At 31.1% G+C, this 23,262-nt stretch carries 20 protein-coding genes and 2 other annotated features; of the genes, 16 read left to right on the top strand and 4 right to left on the bottom strand.

Features of this window, described 5'->3' with window-relative positions; all coding sequences use genetic code 11:
• Positions 1-12: 12 nt before the first annotated feature.
• The 3 genes from JHL18_RS01125 (at position 13) to JHL18_RS01115 (ending at position 3,229) form a co-directional block, all read left to right on the top strand.
• Positions 13-552: a cysteine hydrolase family protein gene (locus JHL18_RS01125; protein ID WP_200265798.1), complete on the top strand. Its 540-nt coding sequence runs from the start codon at positions 13-15 to the stop codon at positions 550-552.
• A 60-nt stretch (positions 553-612) separates the two neighbouring features.
• Positions 613-2,085, top strand: coding sequence for a nicotinate phosphoribosyltransferase (locus tag JHL18_RS01120; protein WP_200266017.1), 1,473 nt, complete (start codon positions 613-615; stop codon positions 2,083-2,085).
• Between the two features lie 334 nt (positions 2,086-2,419).
• On the top strand, positions 2,420-3,229 hold the full coding sequence (locus JHL18_RS01115) for a putative ABC transporter permease (protein ID WP_243277753.1): 810 nt from the start codon (positions 2,420-2,422) through the stop codon (positions 3,227-3,229).
• Between the two features lie 139 nt (positions 3,230-3,368).
• Here JHL18_RS01115 and JHL18_RS01110 read toward each other — a convergent pair whose 3' ends face one another.
• The 4 genes from JHL18_RS01110 to JHL18_RS01095 form a co-directional block, all read right to left on the bottom strand.
• On the bottom strand, positions 3,369-4,535 hold the full coding sequence (locus JHL18_RS01110) for a hypothetical protein (protein WP_200265796.1): 1,167 nt from the start codon (positions 4,533-4,535) through the stop codon (positions 3,369-3,371).
• A 263-nt stretch (positions 4,536-4,798) separates the two neighbouring features.
• Positions 4,799-5,371 (bottom strand): GNAT family N-acetyltransferase, encoded by a 573-nt coding sequence (locus JHL18_RS01105; protein ID WP_200265795.1) that lies wholly within the window; start codon positions 5,369-5,371, stop codon positions 4,799-4,801.
• 508 nt (positions 5,372-5,879) lie between these two features.
• Positions 5,880-6,275 carry an HsmA family protein gene (locus tag JHL18_RS01100; RefSeq protein ID WP_200265794.1) on the bottom strand — a complete coding sequence of 132 codons (396 nt, stop codon included), beginning with the start codon at positions 6,273-6,275 and terminating at the stop codon, positions 5,880-5,882.
• A gap of 313 nt (positions 6,276-6,588) precedes the next feature.
• The gene (locus JHL18_RS01095) at positions 6,589-7,293 is read right to left on the bottom strand and encodes a DUF6873 family GME fold protein (RefSeq protein ID WP_200265793.1); all 705 of its coding nucleotides are present in this window, start codon (positions 7,291-7,293) and stop codon (positions 6,589-6,591) included.
• A gap of 271 nt (positions 7,294-7,564) precedes the next feature.
• Here JHL18_RS01095 and ytxC point away from each other — a divergent pair, with 271 nt between their 5' ends.
• The 13 genes from ytxC to JHL18_RS01030 all read left to right on the top strand — a co-directional run bounded on the left by ytxC (position 7,565) and on the right by JHL18_RS01030 (position 23,063).
• Positions 7,565-8,455, top strand: a complete 891-nt coding sequence (gene ytxC / locus JHL18_RS01090) for a putative sporulation protein YtxC (RefSeq protein WP_200265792.1) — start codon at positions 7,565-7,567, stop codon at positions 8,453-8,455.
• Between the two features lie 42 nt (positions 8,456-8,497).
• Positions 8,498-8,620 (top strand) — a sequence feature (ribosomal protein L20 leader region).
• A 36-nt stretch (positions 8,621-8,656) separates the two neighbouring features.
• Positions 8,657-9,169 carry a translation initiation factor IF-3 gene (infC, locus tag JHL18_RS01085; RefSeq protein ID WP_200266016.1) on the top strand — a complete coding sequence of 171 codons (513 nt, stop codon included), beginning with the start codon at positions 8,657-8,659 and terminating at the stop codon, positions 9,167-9,169.
• Positions 9,170-9,189: 20 nt separating this feature from the next.
• Entirely contained in the window at positions 9,190-9,387 is a 198-nt protein-coding gene (gene rpmI, locus JHL18_RS01080; protein WP_183278181.1) for a 50S ribosomal protein L35, read from the top strand.
• A gap of 25 nt (positions 9,388-9,412) precedes the next feature.
• Complete coding sequence (gene rplT / locus JHL18_RS01075; RefSeq protein WP_200265791.1) at positions 9,413-9,772, top strand: 50S ribosomal protein L20; 360 nt, start codon at positions 9,413-9,415, stop codon at positions 9,770-9,772.
• Between the two features lie 295 nt (positions 9,773-10,067).
• Positions 10,068-11,414, top strand: coding sequence for a TrkH family potassium uptake protein (locus JHL18_RS01070; protein ID WP_200265790.1), 1,347 nt, complete (start codon positions 10,068-10,070; stop codon positions 11,412-11,414).
• An 11-nt stretch (positions 11,415-11,425) separates the two neighbouring features.
• On the top strand, positions 11,426-12,091 hold the full coding sequence (locus tag JHL18_RS01065; protein ID WP_200265789.1) for a potassium channel family protein: 666 nt from the start codon (positions 11,426-11,428) through the stop codon (positions 12,089-12,091).
• A 16-nt stretch (positions 12,092-12,107) separates the two neighbouring features.
• Positions 12,108-12,884 (top strand): TrmH family RNA methyltransferase, encoded by a 777-nt coding sequence (locus tag JHL18_RS01060; protein WP_200265788.1) that lies wholly within the window; start codon positions 12,108-12,110, stop codon positions 12,882-12,884.
• A gap of 50 nt (positions 12,885-12,934) precedes the next feature.
• Positions 12,935-13,141: a binding site (T-box leader), on the top strand.
• 60 nt (positions 13,142-13,201) lie between these two features.
• A complete protein-coding gene (gene pheS / locus JHL18_RS01055) occupies positions 13,202-14,221 on the top strand; it encodes a phenylalanine--tRNA ligase subunit alpha (protein WP_200265787.1) in 1,020 nt (339 codons plus the stop codon).
• Positions 14,222-14,233: 12 nt separating this feature from the next.
• Positions 14,234-16,612: a phenylalanine--tRNA ligase subunit beta gene (gene pheT, locus JHL18_RS01050; RefSeq protein WP_200265786.1), complete on the top strand. Its 2,379-nt coding sequence runs from the start codon at positions 14,234-14,236 to the stop codon at positions 16,610-16,612.
• Between the two features lie 392 nt (positions 16,613-17,004).
• Positions 17,005-17,679 carry a cell division protein ZapA gene (zapA, locus tag JHL18_RS01045; RefSeq protein ID WP_200265785.1) on the top strand — a complete coding sequence of 225 codons (675 nt, stop codon included), beginning with the start codon at positions 17,005-17,007 and terminating at the stop codon, positions 17,677-17,679.
• A 164-nt stretch (positions 17,680-17,843) separates the two neighbouring features.
• Positions 17,844-20,204, top strand: coding sequence for a U32 family peptidase (locus JHL18_RS01040; RefSeq protein WP_200265784.1), 2,361 nt, complete (start codon positions 17,844-17,846; stop codon positions 20,202-20,204).
• 12 nt (positions 20,205-20,216) lie between these two features.
• On the top strand, positions 20,217-22,574 hold the full coding sequence (locus JHL18_RS01035) for an endonuclease MutS2 (RefSeq protein ID WP_200265783.1): 2,358 nt from the start codon (positions 20,217-20,219) through the stop codon (positions 22,572-22,574).
• 45 nt (positions 22,575-22,619) lie between these two features.
• On the top strand, positions 22,620-23,063 hold the full coding sequence (locus JHL18_RS01030) for a 2-thiouracil desulfurase family protein (protein WP_200265782.1): 444 nt from the start codon (positions 22,620-22,622) through the stop codon (positions 23,061-23,063).
• The last annotated feature ends 199 nt before the right edge of the window (positions 23,064-23,262 follow it).

Genomic DNA, 23,262 nt, shown 5'->3' with positions numbered 1-23,262 from the left:
GAGGGGACATTTATGAGAAAGTTATTAGTAGTAGTTGACTATCAAAAGGATTTTGTAGATGGAGCACTAGGGTTTGAAAAAGCTGTAGAGCTTGAAAATTGTATATATGATAAAGTTAATAAGTATCTAGCTGAAGGTGAAAAAGTTCTATTTACCTATGACACTCATCATGAAAATTATCTAGAAACAAGAGAAGGGAAAAACTTGCCTGTGATACATTGTATTGAAGGTACGGAAGGCCATGATCTTTATGGAAGTCTTAAGGAATTTAAGAATGTAAAAAACACCTATCATTATAATAAAGGGAGTTTTGGAATAAGCCCAGCAGGTATGATTAAGATTGCCAAGGAAATAGGTGATGAAATAGATGCTATTGAGATTATAGGAGTAGTTACAAATATGTGTGTTGTAAGTAATGTGGTAACCCTCCAATCTCAGTATACTAATGCCGACATAAGTGTTGATGGTGCATTGTGTGCAAGCTTCGATGAAGTTCTTCATGACAAAGCATTAGATGTAATTGAAAGCTTGCAAGTGAAAGTTATAAGATAAAATATTATTATATAAGCATTAACCTAAATAAATATATTTATAGAGGATAAAAGGGGAATAATTATGAATCCATTACTTCTTACAGATTTTTATAAAACAATTCATCATATATGTTATGCAGAAGGAATGACTAAGCTTGTTAGTTATTGGACACCAAGAATGTCTAGAAAAGAAAACATGAACAAGGTTGTTATGTTTGGGCTTCAATCTTTTCTAAAGAAATATTTAATTGAGTATTTTAATGAAAACTTTTTTAATGCTTCAAAAGATGAAATAGTATCAGAGTATAAGAGAATTATATCAAGGACAATGGGTGATATAGCTGCATATACAAAGCATATTGAAGCACTACATGATCTAGGATATCTACCAATACAGATTAAGGCTATAGAAGAAGGGGAGAGAGTCAATATAAAAACTCCTATGATTGAAATCACCAATACTCATGAGGATTTTGCTTGGCTTGTGAATTACTTAGAAACCTTCATGAGTTGCAATATATGGCAACCTATGACTAGTGCAACAATAGCTTATAGATATAGAGAAATAGTAGAAAGTTATTATAGTAAAACAGTAGATAATGGAGAGATTAGAAGAGCTTGTGGTGATTTCAGTATGAGAGGTTTCAGTTCTATAGAAAGTGCTGAGTCTAGCAGTTCAGGTCATTTACTTTCCTTTATAGGAACAGCAACAATACCAGCAATTGATTATTTAGAAAAATATTATAATTGTAACATTGATGAGGAAATAGTTGCGGTGGGCACTCCATCAACAGAGCATAGTGTCATGTGTAGCTATGGAGATGATGAAATTGGAGCGTATAAAAGCCTAATAAATGATAAGTTTCCAAAGGGAAATCTAAGTATTGTATCAGACACTTATGACTATTGGAATGTTATAACTTCCATACTTCCAGAACTAAAAGAAGATATACTAAATAGAGAAGGTAAAATAATAATAAGAGGTGATAGTGGAGATCCTGTTAAGATAATCTGCGGAGATAAGGATGCTTTAAAGGGCAGTCCAGAATATAAAGGAACCGTAGAGCTTTTATATGAAATCTTCGGAGGTCATATAAATAGTAAAGGCTATAAAGTGTTAAATGAAAAGATAGGAACTATATATGGTGATAGTATAACTGTTGAAAGATGTGAAGAGATATACAAGGGGCTAGATGAGAAAGGTTTTGCAGTAAGTAACTGCACTCTGGGTATAGGTTCGTATACTTATCAGTATAACACTAGAGATACCTTTGGATTTGCACTAAAGGCCACTCATGCAGTAATAAATGGGAAGGAAAAGTTTATATTTAAGGACCCAAAAACAGATACAGACAACTTTAAAAAATCTCAAAAAGGTATGTGTTATGTTTATAGAGACGGACAAGATATTCTATATAAGGACGAATTAACCTTAAATGAGCAAGAAAAACTAAGTGATAATCTTTTAAACACTGTATTTAAAGATGGAAAGCTTGTAAAAGAATATTCGTTAAAAGAGATAAGGGATAGATTGCACCTAAATAGATTTTAAAATATTAATATTTAAAATGTGACTAACCATTTAAATTCAACATGGTAAGTTAACATCCTGTAAGATATTTATTATAAAAGTAGATTATAGAAAGCTCAGCATTGATTTAATTGATGCTGAGTTTTTTATTTATCAAATTTAAATACAACTGCATATTAATAATTATAAGACTGAAATTAAGTATTCATTCCTATTAAGTTTAATAAGGGGGGTGTTAGAATAATATATTTTTTATAATACGTGCAACTTGGTATTACTTAGTATTTGTCTTAAATATAAATAGATATAATGGGAAATTCACGAAGTTGATTAATTAAGTAGTTTATTTTGATGGTTGGATCTCAAATTTGAAAAATATGTTTTTAGATATATTAATTTAGGATATGTGGAAGCGATTCAAAAGTATGGTAAGCGGAAATTGAGATTACAAGAATTTGAAGAAGGAGATATTAATATGTTATTTTCGAAAGATCCACTTAAAGAGGAAAATAAAACTTTTGCAGAAGGGCTTGATTTTTATAAGCTGGTGTGGATTTTCTTTATTGGCAGCATATTAGGAGTTTTGGTGGAAACCATATGGTGTTTCTTAACTCTACATAGGATAGAAAGTAGAAGTGGTTTAATCTATGGACCTTTCAATCTGGTTTATGGTTTTGGGTCAATGGCAATAACACTAAGTTTGTATTGGCTTCGTAAAAAAGACAGCATATACGTTTTTATAGGTGGATTTTTAGTTGGCGGAATCTTTGAATATATTTGTAGCTGGATACAAGAAGTGATATTTGGCACGGTGTCATGGGAGTACAGTGGAATTTTACTTAACATTCAAGGAAGAACCAACCTCTTTTACTGTGTATTTTGGGGGATTTTATCTGTAATTTGGATTAAAGTAGTTTACCCAGGGATGTCCACAATTATTGAAAAGATACCGTATAAAAAGGGAACAGTAATCACCTGGGTTATCATATTGTTTATGACCTTTAACTCTAGTATTTCTGCTATGGCAGTATTTAGAGGAACTGAGAGACACAGCGGATTGCCGCCTTCTAATTCTATTGAGAGATTTTTAGATAAACACTATCCGGATGAAAAGTTAAAAAAAGTTTATCCTAATATGATTTATGTTCAAAATGAAGCAAAGTAAGTGTAAAAGTAATATGATATATAGTGTGCAAATATTAACTAAAGGTTAAAGAAAATTAAGTTTTTGTAGGATTAAAAGATAGTTAACGTAATGATTAATTTGGTATAAGAGTATTAATGTCTGCAGTAAAGTAAGCTTTTTAGATAACGACCTTGTCCTTCTCGATAAAATGGATTTTCAACAAAACCTTACTAAGATACTCATTGGTAAAACCAAATATCTGATGCCATAATTCAATAGATATTTCTTTAATTGAAATGCCATGCCTTATAGGGGTGAAGTCACTTATAGCCTCGTTAAATTTATCTATTAAATCAGTAACTGCATCAGCGATGTTATCTAATATAATATTAGAAATCTGGTCTATTATTTGTAAGTCGTTACAATTAAAGATAGGTGTTAAACAATAAATATCGCTATTTTGTTCGTCCACAGATAAGTATTCTAATTCGATCAGAAAATCAATTAAGACCTTTTCTTTAGGTGATAGATTTTTGTAAGATATTACAGTATCTTTAGCTGCAATAATTAAGTCTCCACACAAATCAACCAGTTCTTTATTTTTTTCCTCAAGAATATTTATATATGCCATATTGAGTTCTTTAAATTCAGTAGCTGGTTCAATTGCTGTTATTAGCTTTCTGAAAAATCTATACATATCTTTTCGTGTACCGTTAGAATCACCGAAGCTGTTGAAGGTATATTTATTACCGCTGTAGTTATTGCTGCTGCATAGTATTAAGTTGCTATGGGTTTCTACGATATCGCTATCCTCATAAGCAAAAATCATATAATTTCGATTGCCAGGTTGAGGTTTTGATTCAGTAAAAAGGTCTTTTTGTATAAAAAAATCAAAGGCAGTTCCGTCGAATATTGAGTCACATATAATATGATAGAGTAATCTTTCATTAGTAAAATGACCATAGCTACTTAGTTCTTTTAATAAAGGAGCTATTAAAGGTAAGCAGTTTATTACAATATCACCAATAGGTTTTCCAGCTGAAGAAAAATATCTATCTAATAAAGGAATATCTTTTTCTAAAAAAACTGGGAAATTAAGTTTAAATGTATTACCTTTTACAGTTATAGCTTCTATATTTTTTAGATTATTTATAATCTCGTCTAAATACTCTTCGTTTATATTCAGCTGTTCTGATATTTGTTTTTTCTCAAGAGCAAAAGGATTATTTAATGCTAAAATATATAGGATCTCAGAAACATGAGGTTTATTGCATATATAGTCAGGATTGGACTTGTCATAATCACCTATATCACCAAAGTAATATAGATTGAGTTTTTTATTCATAAAAATCTCCCCTTAGTTAAGAAAATAATTAATTGAAAATGGTACATTCATAAGAAATTCATTGCATCTATATATTAATTTTTTATAAAAAACAAAAGAGATCAACAATACAAAATATTTTAATGAATGAGGCATAGGATTAATTAATTCAGATGCGATTACCTTATTATTGCATTTAAGGCAGAAACTTAACCATTTAACAATATATAAATATATAAATATATAAATATATAAATATATAAATATATAGGAAAAATCAGCGTTTACATAGAATATTGATTTTTTGTTAGTGCAAAAATAACCCTATCTTCAAATAAAGCAGTTTTAAAATTAAAAGAAATACCTTTTATCAAAAGCTCTTCCTTAAAGCCAAGTTTAACAACTAAATGTATAGAACGTTCGTTGTCAGGATTAATAGAGGCTTCTACTTTTGTTAGCTTTATTATATTAAAGGCGAAATCTAACACCTTTATTGCGCACTCAGTCATTATATTTTTATTTAAATAGTTGCTGTTAAGCATATAACCTATTTCTGCTCTAAAATTAAGAATGTCAAAGCTATGCAAGGATATTAAACCAACTACTTTATCAGTTAGTTTATCTGCAATACACCAACGGATAAATTTTTTATTTAAGTATCCTTTAAGAAAAGCTATGACAGATTTCTTTGCCTGATCTATATCGCTCATTGCCTCCGCTTGCTGATATTTAATAGCAAGAGGATCAGAGTACAATTCGTATAAATCTTCAAAATCTTTAGCTTTTACTTGCCTTAGAATAAATCTCTCTGTTTCTAGTTCAGGAAAATTCATAAAAATGTAATCTATAGAATTCATTGAAGCTCCTTTATTAAAGATATCTTGTTTTATAGTAAGTATAAAAATATTTTAGCATAAATTACAAGTTTTGTGCGACACCGTGTGCATTCTTCTTTTTCAGTTCTTTAACTTATAGATAAACTACTTCATATCAGAACTTATCCAAAATAAAGATTCGTAGAACCATCGAAATCTTTATTTGGAGTTTAATGACTGAAGTAGTTTATCAGTTCAGCGGAATAGATAATCCAGTTCTAGCTAATAAAACTAAGCGATATTTCTTCTAACTATATAATGGCAAAAGGATTATCAAATATATTCTATTTGGAACTGGCTTATCTATATATTACATTTTAAGACTATTATCCGTAATTATCCACAGCGGCTACGCAAACTATTCTCAAAACAATAAAAAAACTTAGCCGCTTACACAGCTAAGTAATAAATATGGGTGATTTTAAAGCTAAAACTATTTTTATGTTTAAATTATGTATGATAAAGTTGAAAGATGTGAATTACCTTAAGACTATTTGGATATGCCCATAAACATACCTATAAAATATGGGATCAGCCAAACGAGCCATACAAAAATGCTAAACTTATGAAAAACTTTTTTCTTTTCAACATCATTGGAGTATATAACATAAGTGGCCCAAAGTGCGTGGAAAGCCATAAGTAAAATTGCTAAAACTCCAGTTATACCATGTAAATTTTGAGTTACACTTGATTTTACAGAAGTGCCTTCCTTTGCAATCATAGTCATTAGACTAGTACCTACTGTATCGAATAAAAAGCCAGTCCAGAAAACGCATACCTGATACTTTGTTAAAATCTTTGTCTTTCTTTCCCAAAAGACCCCTATAGTATAAAACACTAATGCTAAAGTGATTGATATTATAGCAACTATTAATTTGAAATCCATTGTGGTACCCCCTCTGATTTAATCGTTAATATTATATAAATGAATTGTGGCCTAAACATGACCAGATTTCATTAAGAAAACATATTATCCCTTTTATACTATATAGATTAGTGCCAATTGTTATTGAAGTATGGTGTGTAATAAAAGCTTAATCTTTTATATGATGTTTAAAATATAACAGCATAATAATACTTTATACAACTACTTGTTGGTTTTTGTTTGGGGAATTATAAAATTTTTTGACATAAATAGAAATTATTTATTATATGCATATCTATCAACATTTATTCATTGTAAGCGTAAAATATATGGATTAGGCAGAAAAAAACATTAAGCTTCCTCTATCAACCAATGGAGTATCGCTAAGGAAGATTGGCTTAACTTGATGCTTATTTAAGAAACGTAACACTAGTTCACCATATTTATAATTTTTTAAATTTCCATAAAAGACAAGTTCTTTTTCAGAAATTAAACCACAGGTTCCGCCTATAAAACCATAATTTAGCCCAGGTAAATGAATATGACCAGGCGGAAGGAGTAAAACATCAAAATCTTTTGAAATTAGTTCATTATATATTTTTATATCAGAAGTCATTATAGCTTTATCGCTTACAACTGCACAGGAACATTTAGTGTATCCTTGGGTTACGTTAATAAGTTTTTTATTTATAGTATATTTTAGTAGCATTTTATCTGTAAATTTTATATTGTGTATAAAAGTATCTTTTAGGTTAACAGCATTTAATATTATATCTTCAGGGTATTTTGAAGATAAGCTTTTATCTGAAAATACTTGAGTTACCCCTGTACTTTTTAATTCATCTATGAAATTTGCTGACATATCTTTTTGAACTAAAACAGTATTGTTGTCCAATATATTAAGTTGTATATCTGGGTGGCCATCTATAGCAGAATATAAGTTTTCGCATCTGGGTACTTTAATAATATCAACGTTTAAAGATCTTAATTTTTTTTCTTCGACTGGTAAGATTCTGTAATCAACAAAGCAATAATTCAATATATCACTCCTTAAAGTTTAATTGTCACAATGTACATGTTTATATAATATTTTAAACATTAATATAAAAATTTACTTTGTCCTATAATTTAAAATCTATAAAAAAAATAAATTTTTTATATTAAAATTCAGTGAGTTTAAAGTGTGTTAACCCTAGTAAAGTAAGTGTAATAGATAAATTCTAATTATGCAATGTCGATTTGTGCATGTTTAATTTCTGTATATAGGAGAAATTTTAATACATACTATATTTAAGAAAGGAGTGAGCGGAATGTTATTGCTGAAGCTTGCTTACGAAGGAGAACAGTACTTCATAGAAGATATACAGAATATCAGAAATATGCTAAAAGAAAAAAATATAACAATTGGCATTTCTGAAAGTTTAGAGAATAATACCCACTTCGTAAAGATATTTTGTGATGATGATGACTACAATGATAGATTGAAATCAATAATATATCTCTATATAAGCAACATATTATATAGAGTTGTAATAGATGTATTTAAGAAAAGAGAAATGTTTGAATATCTTACAGATACCTATTTTTTCTTAAAGCATGATGAACTTCTAGAAGTTGAAGAAGATATAATGAGTGTACTAAATATGCAAGAAGCCATTTCTGATGAAACCAGTGTTTACTGTATGAACAGAATCAATTCAATAATTGAAGTAATAAGAGCTTGCATAGAGGAAAATGATGAGATTAATATAAATGGTTTTATTACGTTTAGAATGAAGGAACTAATAGGAGAAATAGAAAGGATAATTGATAAAGTAGTAGAAAAATATATGGTAGAGAAGGAATACAAAGAATTTATAAAACTTCTCAAATATTTTGTTGATATACAGGAAAGCAGAATAGAAGAAGTGAATATAATTATAGAAGATGACGGTGGATATAAGATAACTGACAGCAATGGAAAAGATATTTTTCAAGATTTTGTGAGTGACTTAAGTGAATGTAAGCTCGGTGCTGGAGTTAATGTAGAAGATGTTATAATAAGTGGTCTTATAACTAATTGTCCTGAAAAGATAATTATTCATAATAGGGAATTATGCCTAAATAGAGAGTTTTTAGATACCATATCAAATGTATTTGAAGAAAGAGTAGACTACTGCGATGATTGCAAAATTTGTGAAAAAAATAAAATAAAAATTTAATATAGTATTGACAGTAATTACTGCAAATGATATATTATTTATTGTGTCAAGAAGAAACAGCCGTTTCTCACCTTACAGCAAAGCTAGTAAGGTTATGAATTACTTACGATCTTTTCGGTGAATGTGGTAATTGAGGGCGGCTTTATGCCGCCCTTTTATTATTTATATAAAGGTGTTCTTATCTACCGGAGGTGAAAAAATATTAATAAAGATTTTGCGATCAATGAAGAAATTAGACAAAAAGAATTGAGAGTTCTTTCTGATGATGGTAGCCAGTTAGGCATAATGTCTACTAGAGAGGCATTGAAACTAGCTGAGGAAAAGGAGCTTGATTTGGTTCTGATTTCCCCAACTGCTAATCCACCTGTAGGTAGGATTATGGATTTTGGGAAATTTATATACGAACAGTCTAAAAAAGAAAAGGAAGCCAAGAAAAAGCAAAAAGTTATTAGTGTAAAAGAGATCAGATTTAGCCCTAACATTGAAGAACACGATGTTGAAATCAAAGCAAATAATGCCAAGAAATTTCTTGAAGATGGAGACAAGGTTAAGGTAACTGTAAGGTTTAGAGGTAGAGAGGCTGATTATGCACACGCAGGATATAAGATACTTGAAAACTTTTTAGCTAGAGTATCAGAATTATGCGTGGTTGAGAAGCCTGCTAAACTTGAGGGCAGAAATATGATTATGATTTTGGCTCCTAAAAAAGCATAACTTGAGAGGAGGAAACTATAATGCCAAAAATGAAAACTCATAGAGGTGCAGCAAAGAGATTTAAAAAGACAGGATCAGGTAAGTTGAAGAGAGCTAAAGCTTTCAAGAGCCATATATTAACTAAGAAGAGTTCTAAGAGAAAGAGAAATCTTAGAAAAACTGCTTACGTTTCAACTGCACAAGAAAAAGCAATGAAGAAATTATTACCATATCTATAAGAATACGGAGTAGGAGGTTTGTAATATGGCAAGAGTTAAAAGAGCCGTAAACGCTCGTAAAAATCATAAAAAGGTATTGAAACTTGCAAAAGGTTACTACGGTGGAAAGAGCAAGTTATTCAAGACAGCAAACGAATCAGTAGTAAGAGCATTAAGAAATGCTTACGTTGGTAGAAGATTAAAGAAGAGAGATTACAGAAAACTTTGGATAGCAAGAATAAATGCTGCTACAAGAATTAATGGTCTTTCATATTCAAGATTCATGAACGGAATCAAATTAGCTGGTGTTGATATAAACAGAAAAATGCTTTCTGAAATCGCTATAAACGATGCAAAAGCATTCACTGATTTAGTTGAATTAGCAAAAAAGCACTTAAACGCTTAATATAAAAATGCGACTTTATGTCGCATTTTTTTTCTTTATTCCAATTTCTTTATTGCAATTTTTTTATTTCCTTTTTTTGCAATACAAATTATTGTATAATAGATATAAATATTTATTTGTAGTATTTATAAAAGCATAATGCCGTATTTGTTGAATAAATTAATAACTATAATTGTAAAATATCATGATGAATTAAATTTTAGTGTTTTTGAACAGCGATTATATATTTTTATAAATTATTGTGAAGTGTTAAAGATATTATATAAAAAATTGCGTGAAGTAGGAGGTGGGATTGATGAATATGAATTTAAGACGTAAATTTAAGTTTAACGCCGTTCAGACTCTTTCCTTAGGGTTTGCAATTGTAATTCTTATAGGAGGGATTTTGTTAAGTTTGCCTATATCGTCGCAAGATGGGACAGCCACAGATTTTATAGATAGTCTATTTACTTCTACTACAGCAGTTTGTGTTACAGGACTAGTAACGTTAGATACTGGTACTCACTGGAGTTATTTTGGTAAGACTGTTATAATGCTGTTAATACAAGTTGGCGGGCTAGGATTCATGTCCTTTGCAACATTGCTAGCTATACTTATAGGCAAAAAGATAACTCTTAAAGAGAGGCTAGTAATGCAAGAAGCTATGAATACTTTTGGTATTCAAGGTTTGGTTAAAATGGTTAGATATATATTGATTTTTACATTTTCAGTGGAAGGGCTTGGTGCGCTTCTATACTCCACACAGTTTATTCCTGAATTTGGTCTGGCTAAAGGTTTATACTATAGTATATTTCATTCGGTTTCTGCCTTTTGTAATGCGGGGATAGATTTATTGGGGGAATTTAGAAGTTTAACTATATATTATGATAATTCAGTGATCATTTTAACTACAGCAGCATTAATAATAATTGGTGGTCTTGGGTTTACAGTTTGGATGGAGATATATAATTTTAAAGGCATTAAAAAGTTATCTTTTCATTCAAAGATGGTAATTCTAATTACAATTGTATTATTATTTGGTGGGGCAGTTTTGATGTTTTTATTTGAATTTAACAATCCTGGAACTATGAAAAATATGAATTTAAAAGATAAGTTGCTAAATTCATTTTTTGCTTCCGTTACGCCAAGAACTGCTGGATTTAATTCTGTTTCCACTGCGGATATGACTGCGGCTGGCAAACTGCTTACTATAATTTTAATGTTTATAGGAGGATCCTCAGGTTCTACTGCTGGTGGAATAAAAACAACTACCTTTGGTATATTGATTTTTACCTTAATATCAACTATAAAAGGTAGAGAAGATACAGAAGTGTTTAAAAGAAGAGTATCAAAAGAAACTGTTTATAAATCCTTTGCTATATTTAGTGTTGCATTAGCTTTAGTTTTGTCAGTAACTATGGTGCTATCAATTACTGAAGTATCTGCACCTTTTGAATACTTATTATATGAAGCTACTTCTGCTTTTGGAACAGTTGGCTTAACTCTGGGGTTGACGCCTAAACTAAGTTTGATTGGAAAGATACTTATAATATTAACTATGTATCTAGGAAGAGTTGGACCTCTTACTGTGGCAGTTGCTATAACGAAAGTAAAGAAAAAACAAAATTATAAATATCCAGAGGATAAGATATTAGTAGGGTAGGAGGAAATAAAATGAGTAATAAACAATTTGTAGTTATTGGACTTGGAAGGTTTGGTACTTCTGTCGCAAAAACGCTTTATGATTTAGGAAATGATGTCTTGGCTATAGATGTGGATGAGGATCTTGTTCAAGAAATATCCGACAGTGTGACTCATTCAGTTCAAATGGATGCTACGGATGAAAGTGCTTTAAAGACTTTAGGTATTAGAAATTTTGATGTAGCAGTTATTACTATAGGAGAAAACATCCAGGCAAGTGTTATGGTCACACTTTTAGTGAAGGAACTAGGGGTGAAATATATAGTAGCCAAGGGACATAGTGATCTTCATGCAAAGGTCTTACATAAAATAGGTGCTGATAGAGTAATACTTCCGGAGAAAGATATGGGAGTTAGAGTGGCACATAACTTAGTGTCTTCAACTATATTAGATTATATAGATCTTTCACCTGATTATAGTATAATAGAAATAGAAAGTCCTAAAGAGTGGCATAATAATAATCTAAGGGATTTAAGTCTTAGAACAAGATTTGGCATAAACATAATGGCTATAAAAAAGCAAAACGATATAAATATAACTCCAAATGCTGAAGAGGTAATCGAGCCTGGCGATATATTAGTTGCTATTGGTTCCACAGAAGACTTAGGCAAGCTGGAATCATTTATATCAAGAAAATAATTCAGAGGTGTAAGTAGTGCATTTGATTGAAAGTAACGATAATAAGCATTTTAAAGAACTAAAGAAGCTGAAAGAAAAAAAATATAGAAAACAGCTTGGTCTATATATAATAGAAGGATTAAGATTTGTTGAAGAAGCATTAAAAGCTGATGCGGCTATAGATGAGATTATCATAGATGAAGCAAAGCAAGAAAAGTTTGAAGACATATGTTTAAAAGTCAGTGATGATAAAGTTACCCTTTTAAAATCATCATTATTTAATCAATTATCAAGTACAGAAAATTCTCAGGGTATTATAGCGGTGATGAAAATCAGCACTAGTGAAAAAAATTATAAGGGCAGTTTTTATGTGCTTTTAGATAAACTACAAGATCCAGGGAATGTTGGTACTATAATAAGGACTGCTCATGCTGCGGCAGTTGATGGGATTATTGTTAGAGATGGTACTGTTGATATATACAATGATAAAACTCTTAGGAGCACAATGGGATCAATCTTCTATACTAATATAATAGAAGATAAAAATCTTGAGGTGGTACAAAGGTTTAAGGAAGAGGGTTTTAAGTTATTAGCAAGTTCTTTAGAAACTGATTTTAACTATTATGAAGTAGATCTAAGTGATAAAGTTATTTTAGTAGTAGGTAACGAAGGAAATGGAGTATCTGATGAGATTTATGAGCTTTGTGACTTGAAAGCCAAGATACCTATGCCAGGAAATGCAGAGTCTTTGAACGCTTCAGTTGCTGCTTCTATAATGATTTATGAAAAAGTTAGGCAAAACTTAAGCAAATAGTATTGAACTAACATGGATTAATATGTATAATAGGCTATAGAATTGAATATGAAAAAACTGTGAATGAGAGAGTAAGAATATTTTAGCTTTTCAGGGAGAAGAGATCAAAGACTGGAAGTCTCTTTATTGATATATATTCTGAAGTTCACTCAGGAGTTCTAACTGTGAAATAAAGTAGTAGTTAGCGGGGAACCGTTATATATATTAAGAGAGTATTAAGCTAATTAGGGTGGTACCGCGGAACCTCCGTCCCTTTATAGGGGCGGTTTTTATTTTGCAAAAAAATGCAGTTTTACTTTTTGAAAGGAGAAAACAATATGAAAGAAAAACTTTTGGAAATCAAGGATAGTGCATTAAAAGTTCTTGAAGATGTAAAAAACAGCAGTGAGATTGAAAATATTAGAGTTAAGTATTTAGGTAAAAAAGGTGAGCTAACTACAATATTAAGAGGTATGGGAGGTCTTACTAATGAAGAAAGACCAATCATAGGTAAGCTTGCGAACGAAGTAAGAGCAGAAATTGAAAATAGATTAGAAGAGATTTCCTCGGAAATAAAGAATATTGAAAAGAAAAAGAAACTAGAAGGTGAGGTAATAGATATAACTATGCCTGGTAGAAAAAATCTAGTAGGTAAGAGACATCCGCTAGATTTAACTCTAGAGCATATGAAGGAAATATTTATATCAATGGGCTTCACAATAGAAGAAGGTCCTGAAATAGAAAAAGATTATTATAACTTCGAAGCTCTTAATATACCAAAGAACCATCCAGCGAGAAGTGAACAAGATACATTCTATATAAATGATAATTTAGTTTTAAGAACTCAAACATCACCAGTACAGATAAGAGTTATGGAAAAACAAAAGCCACCTATAAAGATGATATCCCCTGGTAAAGTATTTAGATCAGATGCAGCTGATGCTACTCATTCTCCAATATTCTATCAGATGGAAGGCTTGGTAATTGACAAAGGGATAACTTTTGCTGATTTAAAAGGAACTCTAGAATTATTCGCTAAAAAGATGTTTGGAGAAAATGTTAAAACTAAGTTCAGACCACATCACTTCCCATTCACTGAACCTTCAGCGGAAATGGATGCAACTTGCTTCGTTTGCGGAGGAGAAGGATGTAGAGTATGTAAAGGAAGTGGCTGGATTGAACTTTACGGATGCGGTATGGTGCACCCTCAAGTTCTTAGAAACTGTGGTATAGATCCAGAAGAATATAGCGGATTTGCTTTCGGTATGGGTGTAGACAGAATGGTAATGCTTAAGTACGGCATTGATGATATAAGACAACTATATGAAAGTGATATGAGATTTTTAAATCAGTTTTAGGAGGAATTTAATATGAAAGTACCATATTTATGGCTAAAAGACTATGTAAATATAGATATAGATGCAAAAGAATTAGCTGATAGACTTACGCTATCAGGGTCAAAGGTTGAAGAAGTAATAACTTCAGGGGATGATATTACAAATGTTGTAACTGGTAAGCTTCTTAAGATAGAGCCACATCCAGACGCAGAAAAACTTGTTATATGTCAAGTTGAAGTAGGGCAAGAAGAACCTGTTCAAATAGTTACAGGGGCTAAGAACATGAAGGAAAATGATATAGTTCCAGTTGCTCTTCATGGTTCAACTCTTCCTAATGGATTAAAGATTAAAAAAGGTAAGCTTAGAGGAGTTCCATCAAATGGAATGATGTGTTCTGAAGAAGAACTTGGCATAGCTGGAGATGAACCAGTTCATGGCCTTATGATATTACCTGAAAACACACCACTTGGTAGGGATATAAAGGATGTATTAGGTCTAAGTAAGGCTGTAATAGATTTTGAAATAACTTCTAATAGACCAGATTGCTTAAGTGTACTAGGAATAGCTAGAGAAACAGCTGCTACTTTAGGGATAGAATACAAAAATCCTTCGGTAGAATATAAAACCAGTGGAACAGGCAATGTTGAAGACATGGTTAAGGTAGAAGTAAGAGATGCTTTGTGCAAAAGATATATGGCTAGAGCTGTAAAAGATATAAAGATAGAACCATCACCAACATGGATGCAAGAAAGACTTTTAGAGGCAGGAGTTAGACCGATAAACAATGTGGTTGACATAACTAATTTTGTTATGTTAGAGCTTGGTCAACCAATGCATGCTTTCGATAAAAGAGAAATTAAATCTAACAAGATAGTAGTTGAAAGAGCAAAGGAAAATGAAAAGTTTGTAACCCTTGATGAAATAGAAAGAAATCTAGATACAGAAGTTCTTTGTATAAAAGATGGGGAAGAAACTGTAGGTCTTGCTGGAATAATGGGTGGTCTTCAATCTGGCATAAAAGATGATACAACTGAAATAATCTTTGAAAGCGCTAGTTTTGATGGAACTAATATCCGTGTAAACTCTAAAAAACTTAACCTTAGAACAGAAGCTTCTTCAAGATTTGAAAAGGATATTGATCCAAACTTAACTGAACTAGCATTAAATAGAGCTTGTGCTCTTATAGAAGAACTTAAGGTTGGAACAATAGTAGAGGGAACGATAGATATATATAATGAAAGAAAAGAACCACATACTATGACAGTAGATTCTAACTGGATAAATGGATTCTTAGGAACAACACTTTCAAAAGATCAGATGAAGGACTATTTAGATAGATTAGAGCTTAAAACAACTATAGAAAACGATAATTTAGTTATAGCTGTACCAACTTTCAGAATTGACATTGCAATAAAAGAAGATATAGCAGAAGAAGTTGCAAGAATCTATGGTTATAACAATGTACCGATGACAGTAATTGGTGCTAATTCTCCGAAGGATGCTAAAAATAAGAAGCTAAAGTTAGATGATTTAGTTATAAATACTATGATTTCAAGTGGATTGAATCAATCTATTTCTTACTCTTTCGTTAGTCCAAAGGTATTTGATATGATAAACTTAACTACAGATAGTGAACTTAGAAATGTTGTTAAGATTAAGAATCCATTAGGTGAAGACTATAGCATAATGAGAACCTCAACTCTTCCTTCGATGTTAGAGTGTCTTGGAAGAAACTATTCAAGAAGTAACGAGTTCGCAAGATTATTTGAAATTGGTAAGGTTTATCTTCCAAAGGCTGATGAAAATCAATTGCCTAACGAAAAGAATATACTTACAATAGGTCTATATGGAGCTGTTGATTATTTAGATCTAAAGGGAGTAGTAGAAAATCTTATAGATGCAATGGGAATAAAGAATCCATCATTTAAGAGACAAAGTGAAAATGTAAGCTACCATCCAGGAAAAACTGCTGAATTATTTATAGGAAAAGAGAAGGTAGGAGTTCTTGGTGAAATACATCCTGATGTAGCTGATAATTATGGAATAGATACAAACGCTTATGTGGCAGAACTTGATTTGGATATACTATATGCAAATTCTAACACTGAGAAAAAGTATAAACCATTACCAAAGTATCCTGCTGTAACAAGGGATATAGCACTGCTTGTTGAAGATGAGATATTAGTTCAAGAAATTGAAGAAACTATAAGAAAAGCTGGTGGAAACTTAGTAGAAACTGTGAAACTATTTGACGTATATAAAGGTAAGCAAATACCAGAGGGTAAAAAGAGCATAGCTTATGCTATTTCTTATAGAGACGAGAATAAGACTTTAACTGATAATGAAGTTAATAAGGTGCATGATAAGATATTACGTTCATTAGAATATAAGCTTGGAGCACAATTAAGATAAAATAATCAATGATTACTTTATTAATAAAATAAAAATCAATCTCTCTGAATAAGCATATTTTTATGTGTCAGAGGATTGGTTTTTTTTACTGTATAAGATATGAAAGTTGGCTAAATCTGAAGATTTCAATTTGAAGTAGTTTATCAGTTCAGCGGAATAGATAATCCAGTTCTTATCAATACAACTAAGCTATATTTCTATTAACTATAAATTGTAATAGGATTATCAAATATAGATTCTATTTGGAACTGATTTATCTATATATACATTAAAAAATACAATTGAGTTTGTGGATAATTAAGTGAAATTAAAGTTTTGTAAATAAACTTTGAAATCATATATATTTATATGATAACATTAAAGAAAGATATTGATTATTAAGAGGTGTTGTTATGGGTTCCGTAACTGTAAGAATAAATGGAATTGATTATAATCTAAAAGGAAAAGATGACGAAGAATACTTAAATTATATAGCTAATTATGTTGATGAAAAGGTGAAAGAAATACTAAGTAAAAATAATAAACTTAGTTCTGTTGCAGCTACTGCTCTTGCAGCTATAAATATATCAGATGAACTTTTTAAAGTTAATAATGATTATAATGATCTTTTAGGGAATTTTGAAAGGCTTCAAAAGGAAAATGATGAGCTTAAACAACGATTAGAGGATATAGAGCGAAAAGAAGATGAAGAAAAAGAGGAATATGCATCTATGATGCAAGCTATAGAAGATCTAAAACTAGAGAAGCTTTCTTTAGAAGGAAAAAATTCATCATTACTAGAAGCATTAAACTCTAAAAGTGATGAATTAGAACAATTAAAGAATGGGGAATTAGATGAAGATAAGGAAGATTTAAGTGAGCAAATAACTGAGCTAGAAGTAGCAGCCAAGAAACTTTTAGAAGAAAACAACTCGTTAAAGTTGGTAAATAGAGAAATAAAATTTGAGCTTCAAAGTTCAAAATATAAGGTTATGGACTTGGAAAAGAAGTATTTGGATAGCCAAATCAAACTAGCCACTGAGATAAGAAAAAGAGAGCCTTATTTAAAGCTAAAGGATAATAAGTAGAATTATATACTGAAAAGCTTACTTGCATGACAAGTAAGCTTTTATTCTGATATAATAGTATAGTACGATTTTTTTATTATTTAGGAAATATACAGATATTTATGTGTTATACAATATTAGAAGGATAGCAGTTTAAACTGCATTATCATAGGAGAGATGAACTGATGAATAAAATTGAGCTTTTGGCACCAGCGGGAAGTAAAGAAAGTTTATACGCAGCAATAAACAAAGGCGCAGATGCTGTTTATCTAGGTGGGAGTAAATTTTCTGCAAGAGCATATGCTTCAAATTTTGATGATGAACAATTGGAAGAAGTTCTTGATTATGCGCATATATATGGTGTTAAAGTTTATATAACTATAAATACATTAATAAAAGAGAATGAATTTGATGAAGCTTTAGATTATATAGACTTTCTATATAGAATTGGGGTAGATGGTTTAATAATACAAGATTTAGGTGTATTTAATGAAGCTAAGAAAAGATATACACAAATTGAGCTTCATGGGTCTACACAAATGACGGTACATAATGGAGATGGTGCTTTATTCTTTAAAGATAGTGGCTTTAACAGAATAGTGCTTTCAAGAGAATTGTCTTTGAAAGAAATTGAATATATATCTAAAGAACTTAATATCGAAACAGAGATATTTGTTCACGGCGCTTTATGTGTATGCTATTCAGGACAGTGTCTTATGAGCAGCATGATAGGCGGAAGAAGCGGAAATAGAGGTAGATGTGCTCAATCTTGCAGACTTCCTTATAATATTATAAGGTTAGGCGATGAAGCAAAGAAAGAGGGATACCTGCTAAGCCCAAAAGACATGTGCACAATAGAGGATGTGGAACAAATTATAAATACAGGAACTGCATCTCTTAAAATTGAAGGAAGAATGAAAAGGCCTGAATATGTAGCTGGAGTAGTAGAGTCTTATAGAAATGCAGTAGATAGTGTAATAGATAAAGATAAAGGTTTTAATTTAAACACTTCAAAGGATACTCTTATGCAATTGTTTAATAGAGAAGGATTCTCTAAGGCTTATCTATATAAAAATGAAGGAAAAGATATGATGTCCTTTAAGAATCCTAAAAATACTGGTGTATATATAGGTTCTGTAAACAGCAAAGGTGAAGTGCTTTTAGAGAAAAATATTTCAGTCGGAGATGGAATAAGCTGTGGCAAAGACGGATTTACCATAAGCAAGATACTTTCTGGTAAGAATAACTTAGAAAATGCTGATAAAGGCATGAGTGTTAAGCTATTGCCAGCAAGGTATAAGAACAATGATAAGTTATATAAAACTTTAGATGTAGAACTTATGGAGAAATATAAAACATCTTACTTAAATCCTTATGAAAATAAGATTGAAATGAAGGCGTCGATGATCTTTAAAGTTGGAGATCCTATGATTATTACTTTAACTTATAACAATAAAGATTATGAGGTAAAGGGCGAGGTGGTTCAAGCAGCACTAAAAAAACCTTTATCGAAAGAAAAAGTTGAAGAAAATATAATGAAATCAGGAGAAACTGCTTACAAGATAAGTTCTATAGAATTCTTAAGCTTTGAAGAAGGGTTTGTACCAGTATCATCCATAAATTCTTTAAGAAGAGAGATACTTGAAGCTATTGAAACAAATGAAATAAAGAAATATAAAAGAGAAGTTAGTAATATAGTTTATGATAAGTCAAACTTTATCAAGAGAGATACTAAAGAATTCAACGGAGTTTTATATACTGTAAGAACTAAACAGCAGTTAAGAGCAGTTAATGAAAATAATTGTGAGAATTATGCAGTAGATGTTTTCGGAAAGAGTTTGAATTCTTTGTTAGAAGAAGATATAAAAAATATAGATTTATCAAAAGTATATTTAAAGGTACCTAATATAATAAAAAATGAGTATCAATATGTTTACTCAGTTATTGATAAATACATCGATAGTATTAAAGGAATTGTAACTGCAAATGCAGGGATTATATATAGATATAATAGTAAAACAAGCATAATTGGGGATTATAAACTTAATATATTTAACAGTAAAGCTGCAGAGTTTTATGAAAAGTCTATTGATGTGTTACCTATCAGTGTTGAACTCAATAGAAGTGAAATGATTTCTGTAGTGAGAGGAAAGAAATCTTCATATCAAGCTTTAATTTACGGAAGAGTTGAAATGATGGTTAGTGAGTATTGTCCTATAGGTAGTACCTTCGGACAGAAAAGTTCTAATAATAATTGTAATCAAAGCTGCGTAAAGGATGATTTTATCTTAGAAGATAGAATGAAGGAAAAGTTTGTGATGACTACTGATAAATTCTGTAGATCACATATATATAATAGCGTTCCTTTAAATCTTATAGATGAGATGGAAAGAATAGAGCATATTGGGATAAACAGTTTTAGAGTGGATTTTATTGACGAGGATTTTAATGAAGTTAATCGTATTATAAGGGTGATAAAAAAAGAAGAACAAGACAATAAAAATATTAATTATACAAAGGGACATTATAAAAGAGGAGTAGAGTAAAGGAGAAATCTTATGAATGATAAGGCATTAAGAGTTCTAGAATTTAATAAAGTAAAAGAAGAGATAAAAAAATATGCACTTACAGGTGCTTCAAAGGATACTATAGATGAATTAGCTCCATATGAAAACATACATGAAGTGAAAGAGCATCTTCAAGAAACCAAAGAAGCTCTTACGCTGCTTCAAAAGAAGGGAGCACCGCCTTTTGAAGGTTTATATGATGTAAGAGAAGCTGTCACAAGAGCTGGAAAAGGTGGTACATTAAATCCGGGGCAGCTACTGAGAATTGGTAATATGGTGAGATGTGCTAGAAGATTTATAGAATTTATAAAAAGAAAAGATGAAGAACAATCTTATAATATATTAGAAGACATATGTGCTGGTTTGACCCCTATAAGAAAATTAGAGGATACTATCTTCAATGCAATAATAGGTGAAGAAGAAATATCTGATAAAGCTAGTCAAACCCTTAATAATATAAGAAGATCTCTTAAAGAAAGAAATTCTTCAGTTAGGGATAAAGTTAATTCTATATTAAGAGAAAACTCAAAGTATTTACAGGATAATCTTTATACCATGAGAGGTGATAGGTATGTTATTCCTGTAAAAGCAGAGCACAAAGGTTCAGTACCTGGGCTTATTCATGATCAAAGTTCCACAGGAGCAACAGTTTTTATAGAACCAATGAGCTTGGTTAAGATAAACAATGAAATTAAAGAACTTATGTTAAAAGAAAAAGCTGAGATAGAAAGAATACTTCAAGAGTTGTCAGGTTTTGTTTATGATGAAATCATAGCGGTTAGAAATAATGCTAACATTTTAAATGAATTAGATTTTATATTTGCAAAGGCTAAATACGCAAGCGCTATTGATGCAATATGTCCTGCGGTTAATGGAAATGGAATAGTGGATTTAGTTCAAGCTAAACACCCACTTATAGATCCTAAAAGAGTTGTGTCTTCAGATATATATTTAGGAAGAGAGTTTACAAGTCTTGTAGTTACAGGTCCAAACACTGGTGGTAAGACAGTAACTTTAAAAACAGTTGGGTTACTTCATATAATGGCTATGAGCGGAGTTTTGATACCAGCTAGAGAAAATTCTACGGTTAGTTTCTTTAGAGAGATATATGCTGATATAGGAGATGAACAAAGTATTGAACAAAGTTTATCTACTTTTTCTTCACACATGACTAACATAGTATCAATAATGGAAGAAGCAGATAATGAATCACTTGTTTTATTTGATGAATTAGGTGCAGGTACAGATCCTACTGAAGGCGCTGCGCTTGCAGTAGCTATACTTGAGACCCTTAGACATAGAAACTGTAAGATAGTTGCTACAACTCACTACAGTGAGCTAAAAGGATATGCATTAAGAACTATAGGTGTTGAAAATGCATCAGTAGAATTTGATGTGGAAACCTTGAGACCAACCTATAAGCTTTTGATAGGTATACCAGGTAAATCAAATGCCTTCGAGATATCAAGAAGATTAGGGCTAAGTGATGATGTAATAGACAAATCAAAAGAATTAATCTCTAGTGAGTCACTTCAATTTGAAGATTTAATACAAAGTCTTCAAGAAAAGAGTATGAAAGCAGAGAGAGATGCAAGAGAAGCTGAAATGCTAAAGCTGGATGCTAGAAAACTCAGAGAAAAATATGAAGTTAAACTAGAAAATCTAGAGAAGACTAGAGAAAATGCTTTTGGAGAGGCAAGAAGAGAAGCTAAACAAATTCTTAGAGAAGCTAAAGAAGAAGCAGATCAAATTCTTAAGAATATGAGAGAACTTGAGAGATTAGGATATGACTCAGATGCAAGAAGAAAATTAGAAGAGCAGAGAAGTAAGCTAAGAGATAAGCTTGATAAAACAGAAACCGTAATAAATAAGGCTGAAAAGGATAATGGAGAAACAATTGAAGTGGTTAAGCCAGGAATGGAAGCATTTTTGCCTTCTTTAAATCAGAAAGTAATTATACTAACAATGCCAGATTCAAAAGGGGATGTTCAAGTTGAAGCTGGTATAATGAAAGTAAATGTTAAGCTAAAAGACCTAAGAAAATCTAAAGAAACTAAGGAAGCTAAGAAAAAGGTAAGACGTGAGGTAAATATCAATACTAAATCAGTAGCTAGTTCTGTGGATTTAAGAGGACTTGATGCGGAGGAAGCTTGTTATAATGCTGATAAATACTTGGATGAAGCATATATGGGTGGTCTTGGAGAAGTATCTTTAATCCATGGAAAAGGAACAGGAATTCTTAGGAAAAGCATAAATGATATGCTAAAGAGTCATCCGCACGTTAAGTCTTATAGACTAGGTGAATATGGCGAAGGTGGAACTGGAGTGACTGTGGTTCAGTTAAAGTAAAAGTATTTGCAAAAGCACCTTGCATGAAATTGAGGTGGAGTTTAAATGATTATAGTAAGTGCATGTTTATGTGGTTGTAACTGTAAGTATAATGGTGGGAACAACTATAATGAAAAAATAAAGAAGATTTATGATGAAGGTGAAGCAATCTTGGTTTGTCCAGAAGAGATGTCTGGTCTTAGCACACCTAGAGAACCAGTAGAAATACAAGGTGGAAGCGGAGTAGATGTTTTAGAAGGCAGATCTAAAGTGTTATCAGCTAATGGAACAGATGTTACTGATAAATTTATTAAAGGGGCTAATAAGGTACTGGAGATAGCCGTAAAGAATAATGTTAAGAAAGCAATTCTAAAAGCTAAAAGTCCTTCTTGTGGAGCTCGCAAGATATATGATGGCACATTTTCTGGGAAGACTGTCGAAGGTAATGGAGTAACAGCTGAACTTTTACAATTAAACGGAATAGAAGTATTGAGCGAAGAAGATTTTTAAAAAAGAAGAATATATCGCCTGCCAAATTTTCTTAATATGCATTCGGAAAGGCAGATGCGCAAAAAAAAATCAATGAAGAAGGTCACGAGGGCACTGAAAAACTTTAGTTTTTCAGGAGCGATTTATTTAAATAGTTTAAAAGTAGCTGATAAAACTAAGAGTTTTTAGTTTTATCAGCTGCTTTGTTTTAAAAACTGCT

Source organism: Clostridium yunnanense, from assembly GCF_016595795.1.
Lineage (GTDB): Bacteria > Bacillota > Clostridia > Clostridiales > Clostridiaceae > Clostridium_AR > Clostridium_AR yunnanense.
The sequence above is the reverse complement of the archived record's forward strand: the minus strand, read 5'-3'. Positions and strand labels throughout refer to the sequence as shown.

Coding starts and splice junctions, on each gene's coding strand:
- rplT (WP_200265791.1), top strand. CDS start 9,413: ATGGCAAGAGTTAAAAGAGCCGTAAACGCTCGTAAAAATCATAAAAAG.
- ytxC (WP_200265792.1), top strand. CDS start 7,565: ATGTTATTGCTGAAGCTTGCTTACGAAGGAGAACAGTACTTCATAGAA.
- rpmI (WP_183278181.1), top strand. CDS start 9,190: ATGCCAAAAATGAAAACTCATAGAGGTGCAGCAAAGAGATTTAAAAAG.
- JHL18_RS01040 (WP_200265784.1), top strand. CDS start 17,844: ATGAATAAAATTGAGCTTTTGGCACCAGCGGGAAGTAAAGAAAGTTTA.
- JHL18_RS01035 (WP_200265783.1), top strand. CDS start 20,217: ATGAATGATAAGGCATTAAGAGTTCTAGAATTTAATAAAGTAAAAGAA.
- JHL18_RS01070 (WP_200265790.1), top strand. CDS start 10,068: ATGAATATGAATTTAAGACGTAAATTTAAGTTTAACGCCGTTCAGACT.
- JHL18_RS01065 (WP_200265789.1), top strand. CDS start 11,426: ATGAGTAATAAACAATTTGTAGTTATTGGACTTGGAAGGTTTGGTACT.
- JHL18_RS01100 (WP_200265794.1), bottom strand. CDS start 6,275: ATGGATTTCAAATTAATAGTTGCTATAATATCAATCACTTTAGCATTA.
- pheT (WP_200265786.1), top strand. CDS start 14,234: ATGAAAGTACCATATTTATGGCTAAAAGACTATGTAAATATAGATATA.
- JHL18_RS01105 (WP_200265795.1), bottom strand. CDS start 5,371: ATGAATTCTATAGATTACATTTTTATGAATTTTCCTGAACTAGAAACA.
- pheS (WP_200265787.1), top strand. CDS start 13,202: ATGAAAGAAAAACTTTTGGAAATCAAGGATAGTGCATTAAAAGTTCTT.
- JHL18_RS01110 (WP_200265796.1), bottom strand. CDS start 4,535: ATGAATAAAAAACTCAATCTATATTACTTTGGTGATATAGGTGATTAT.
- JHL18_RS01125 (WP_200265798.1), top strand. CDS start 13: ATGAGAAAGTTATTAGTAGTAGTTGACTATCAAAAGGATTTTGTAGAT.
- zapA (WP_200265785.1), top strand. CDS start 17,005: ATGGGTTCCGTAACTGTAAGAATAAATGGAATTGATTATAATCTAAAA.
- JHL18_RS01030 (WP_200265782.1), top strand. CDS start 22,620: ATGATTATAGTAAGTGCATGTTTATGTGGTTGTAACTGTAAGTATAAT.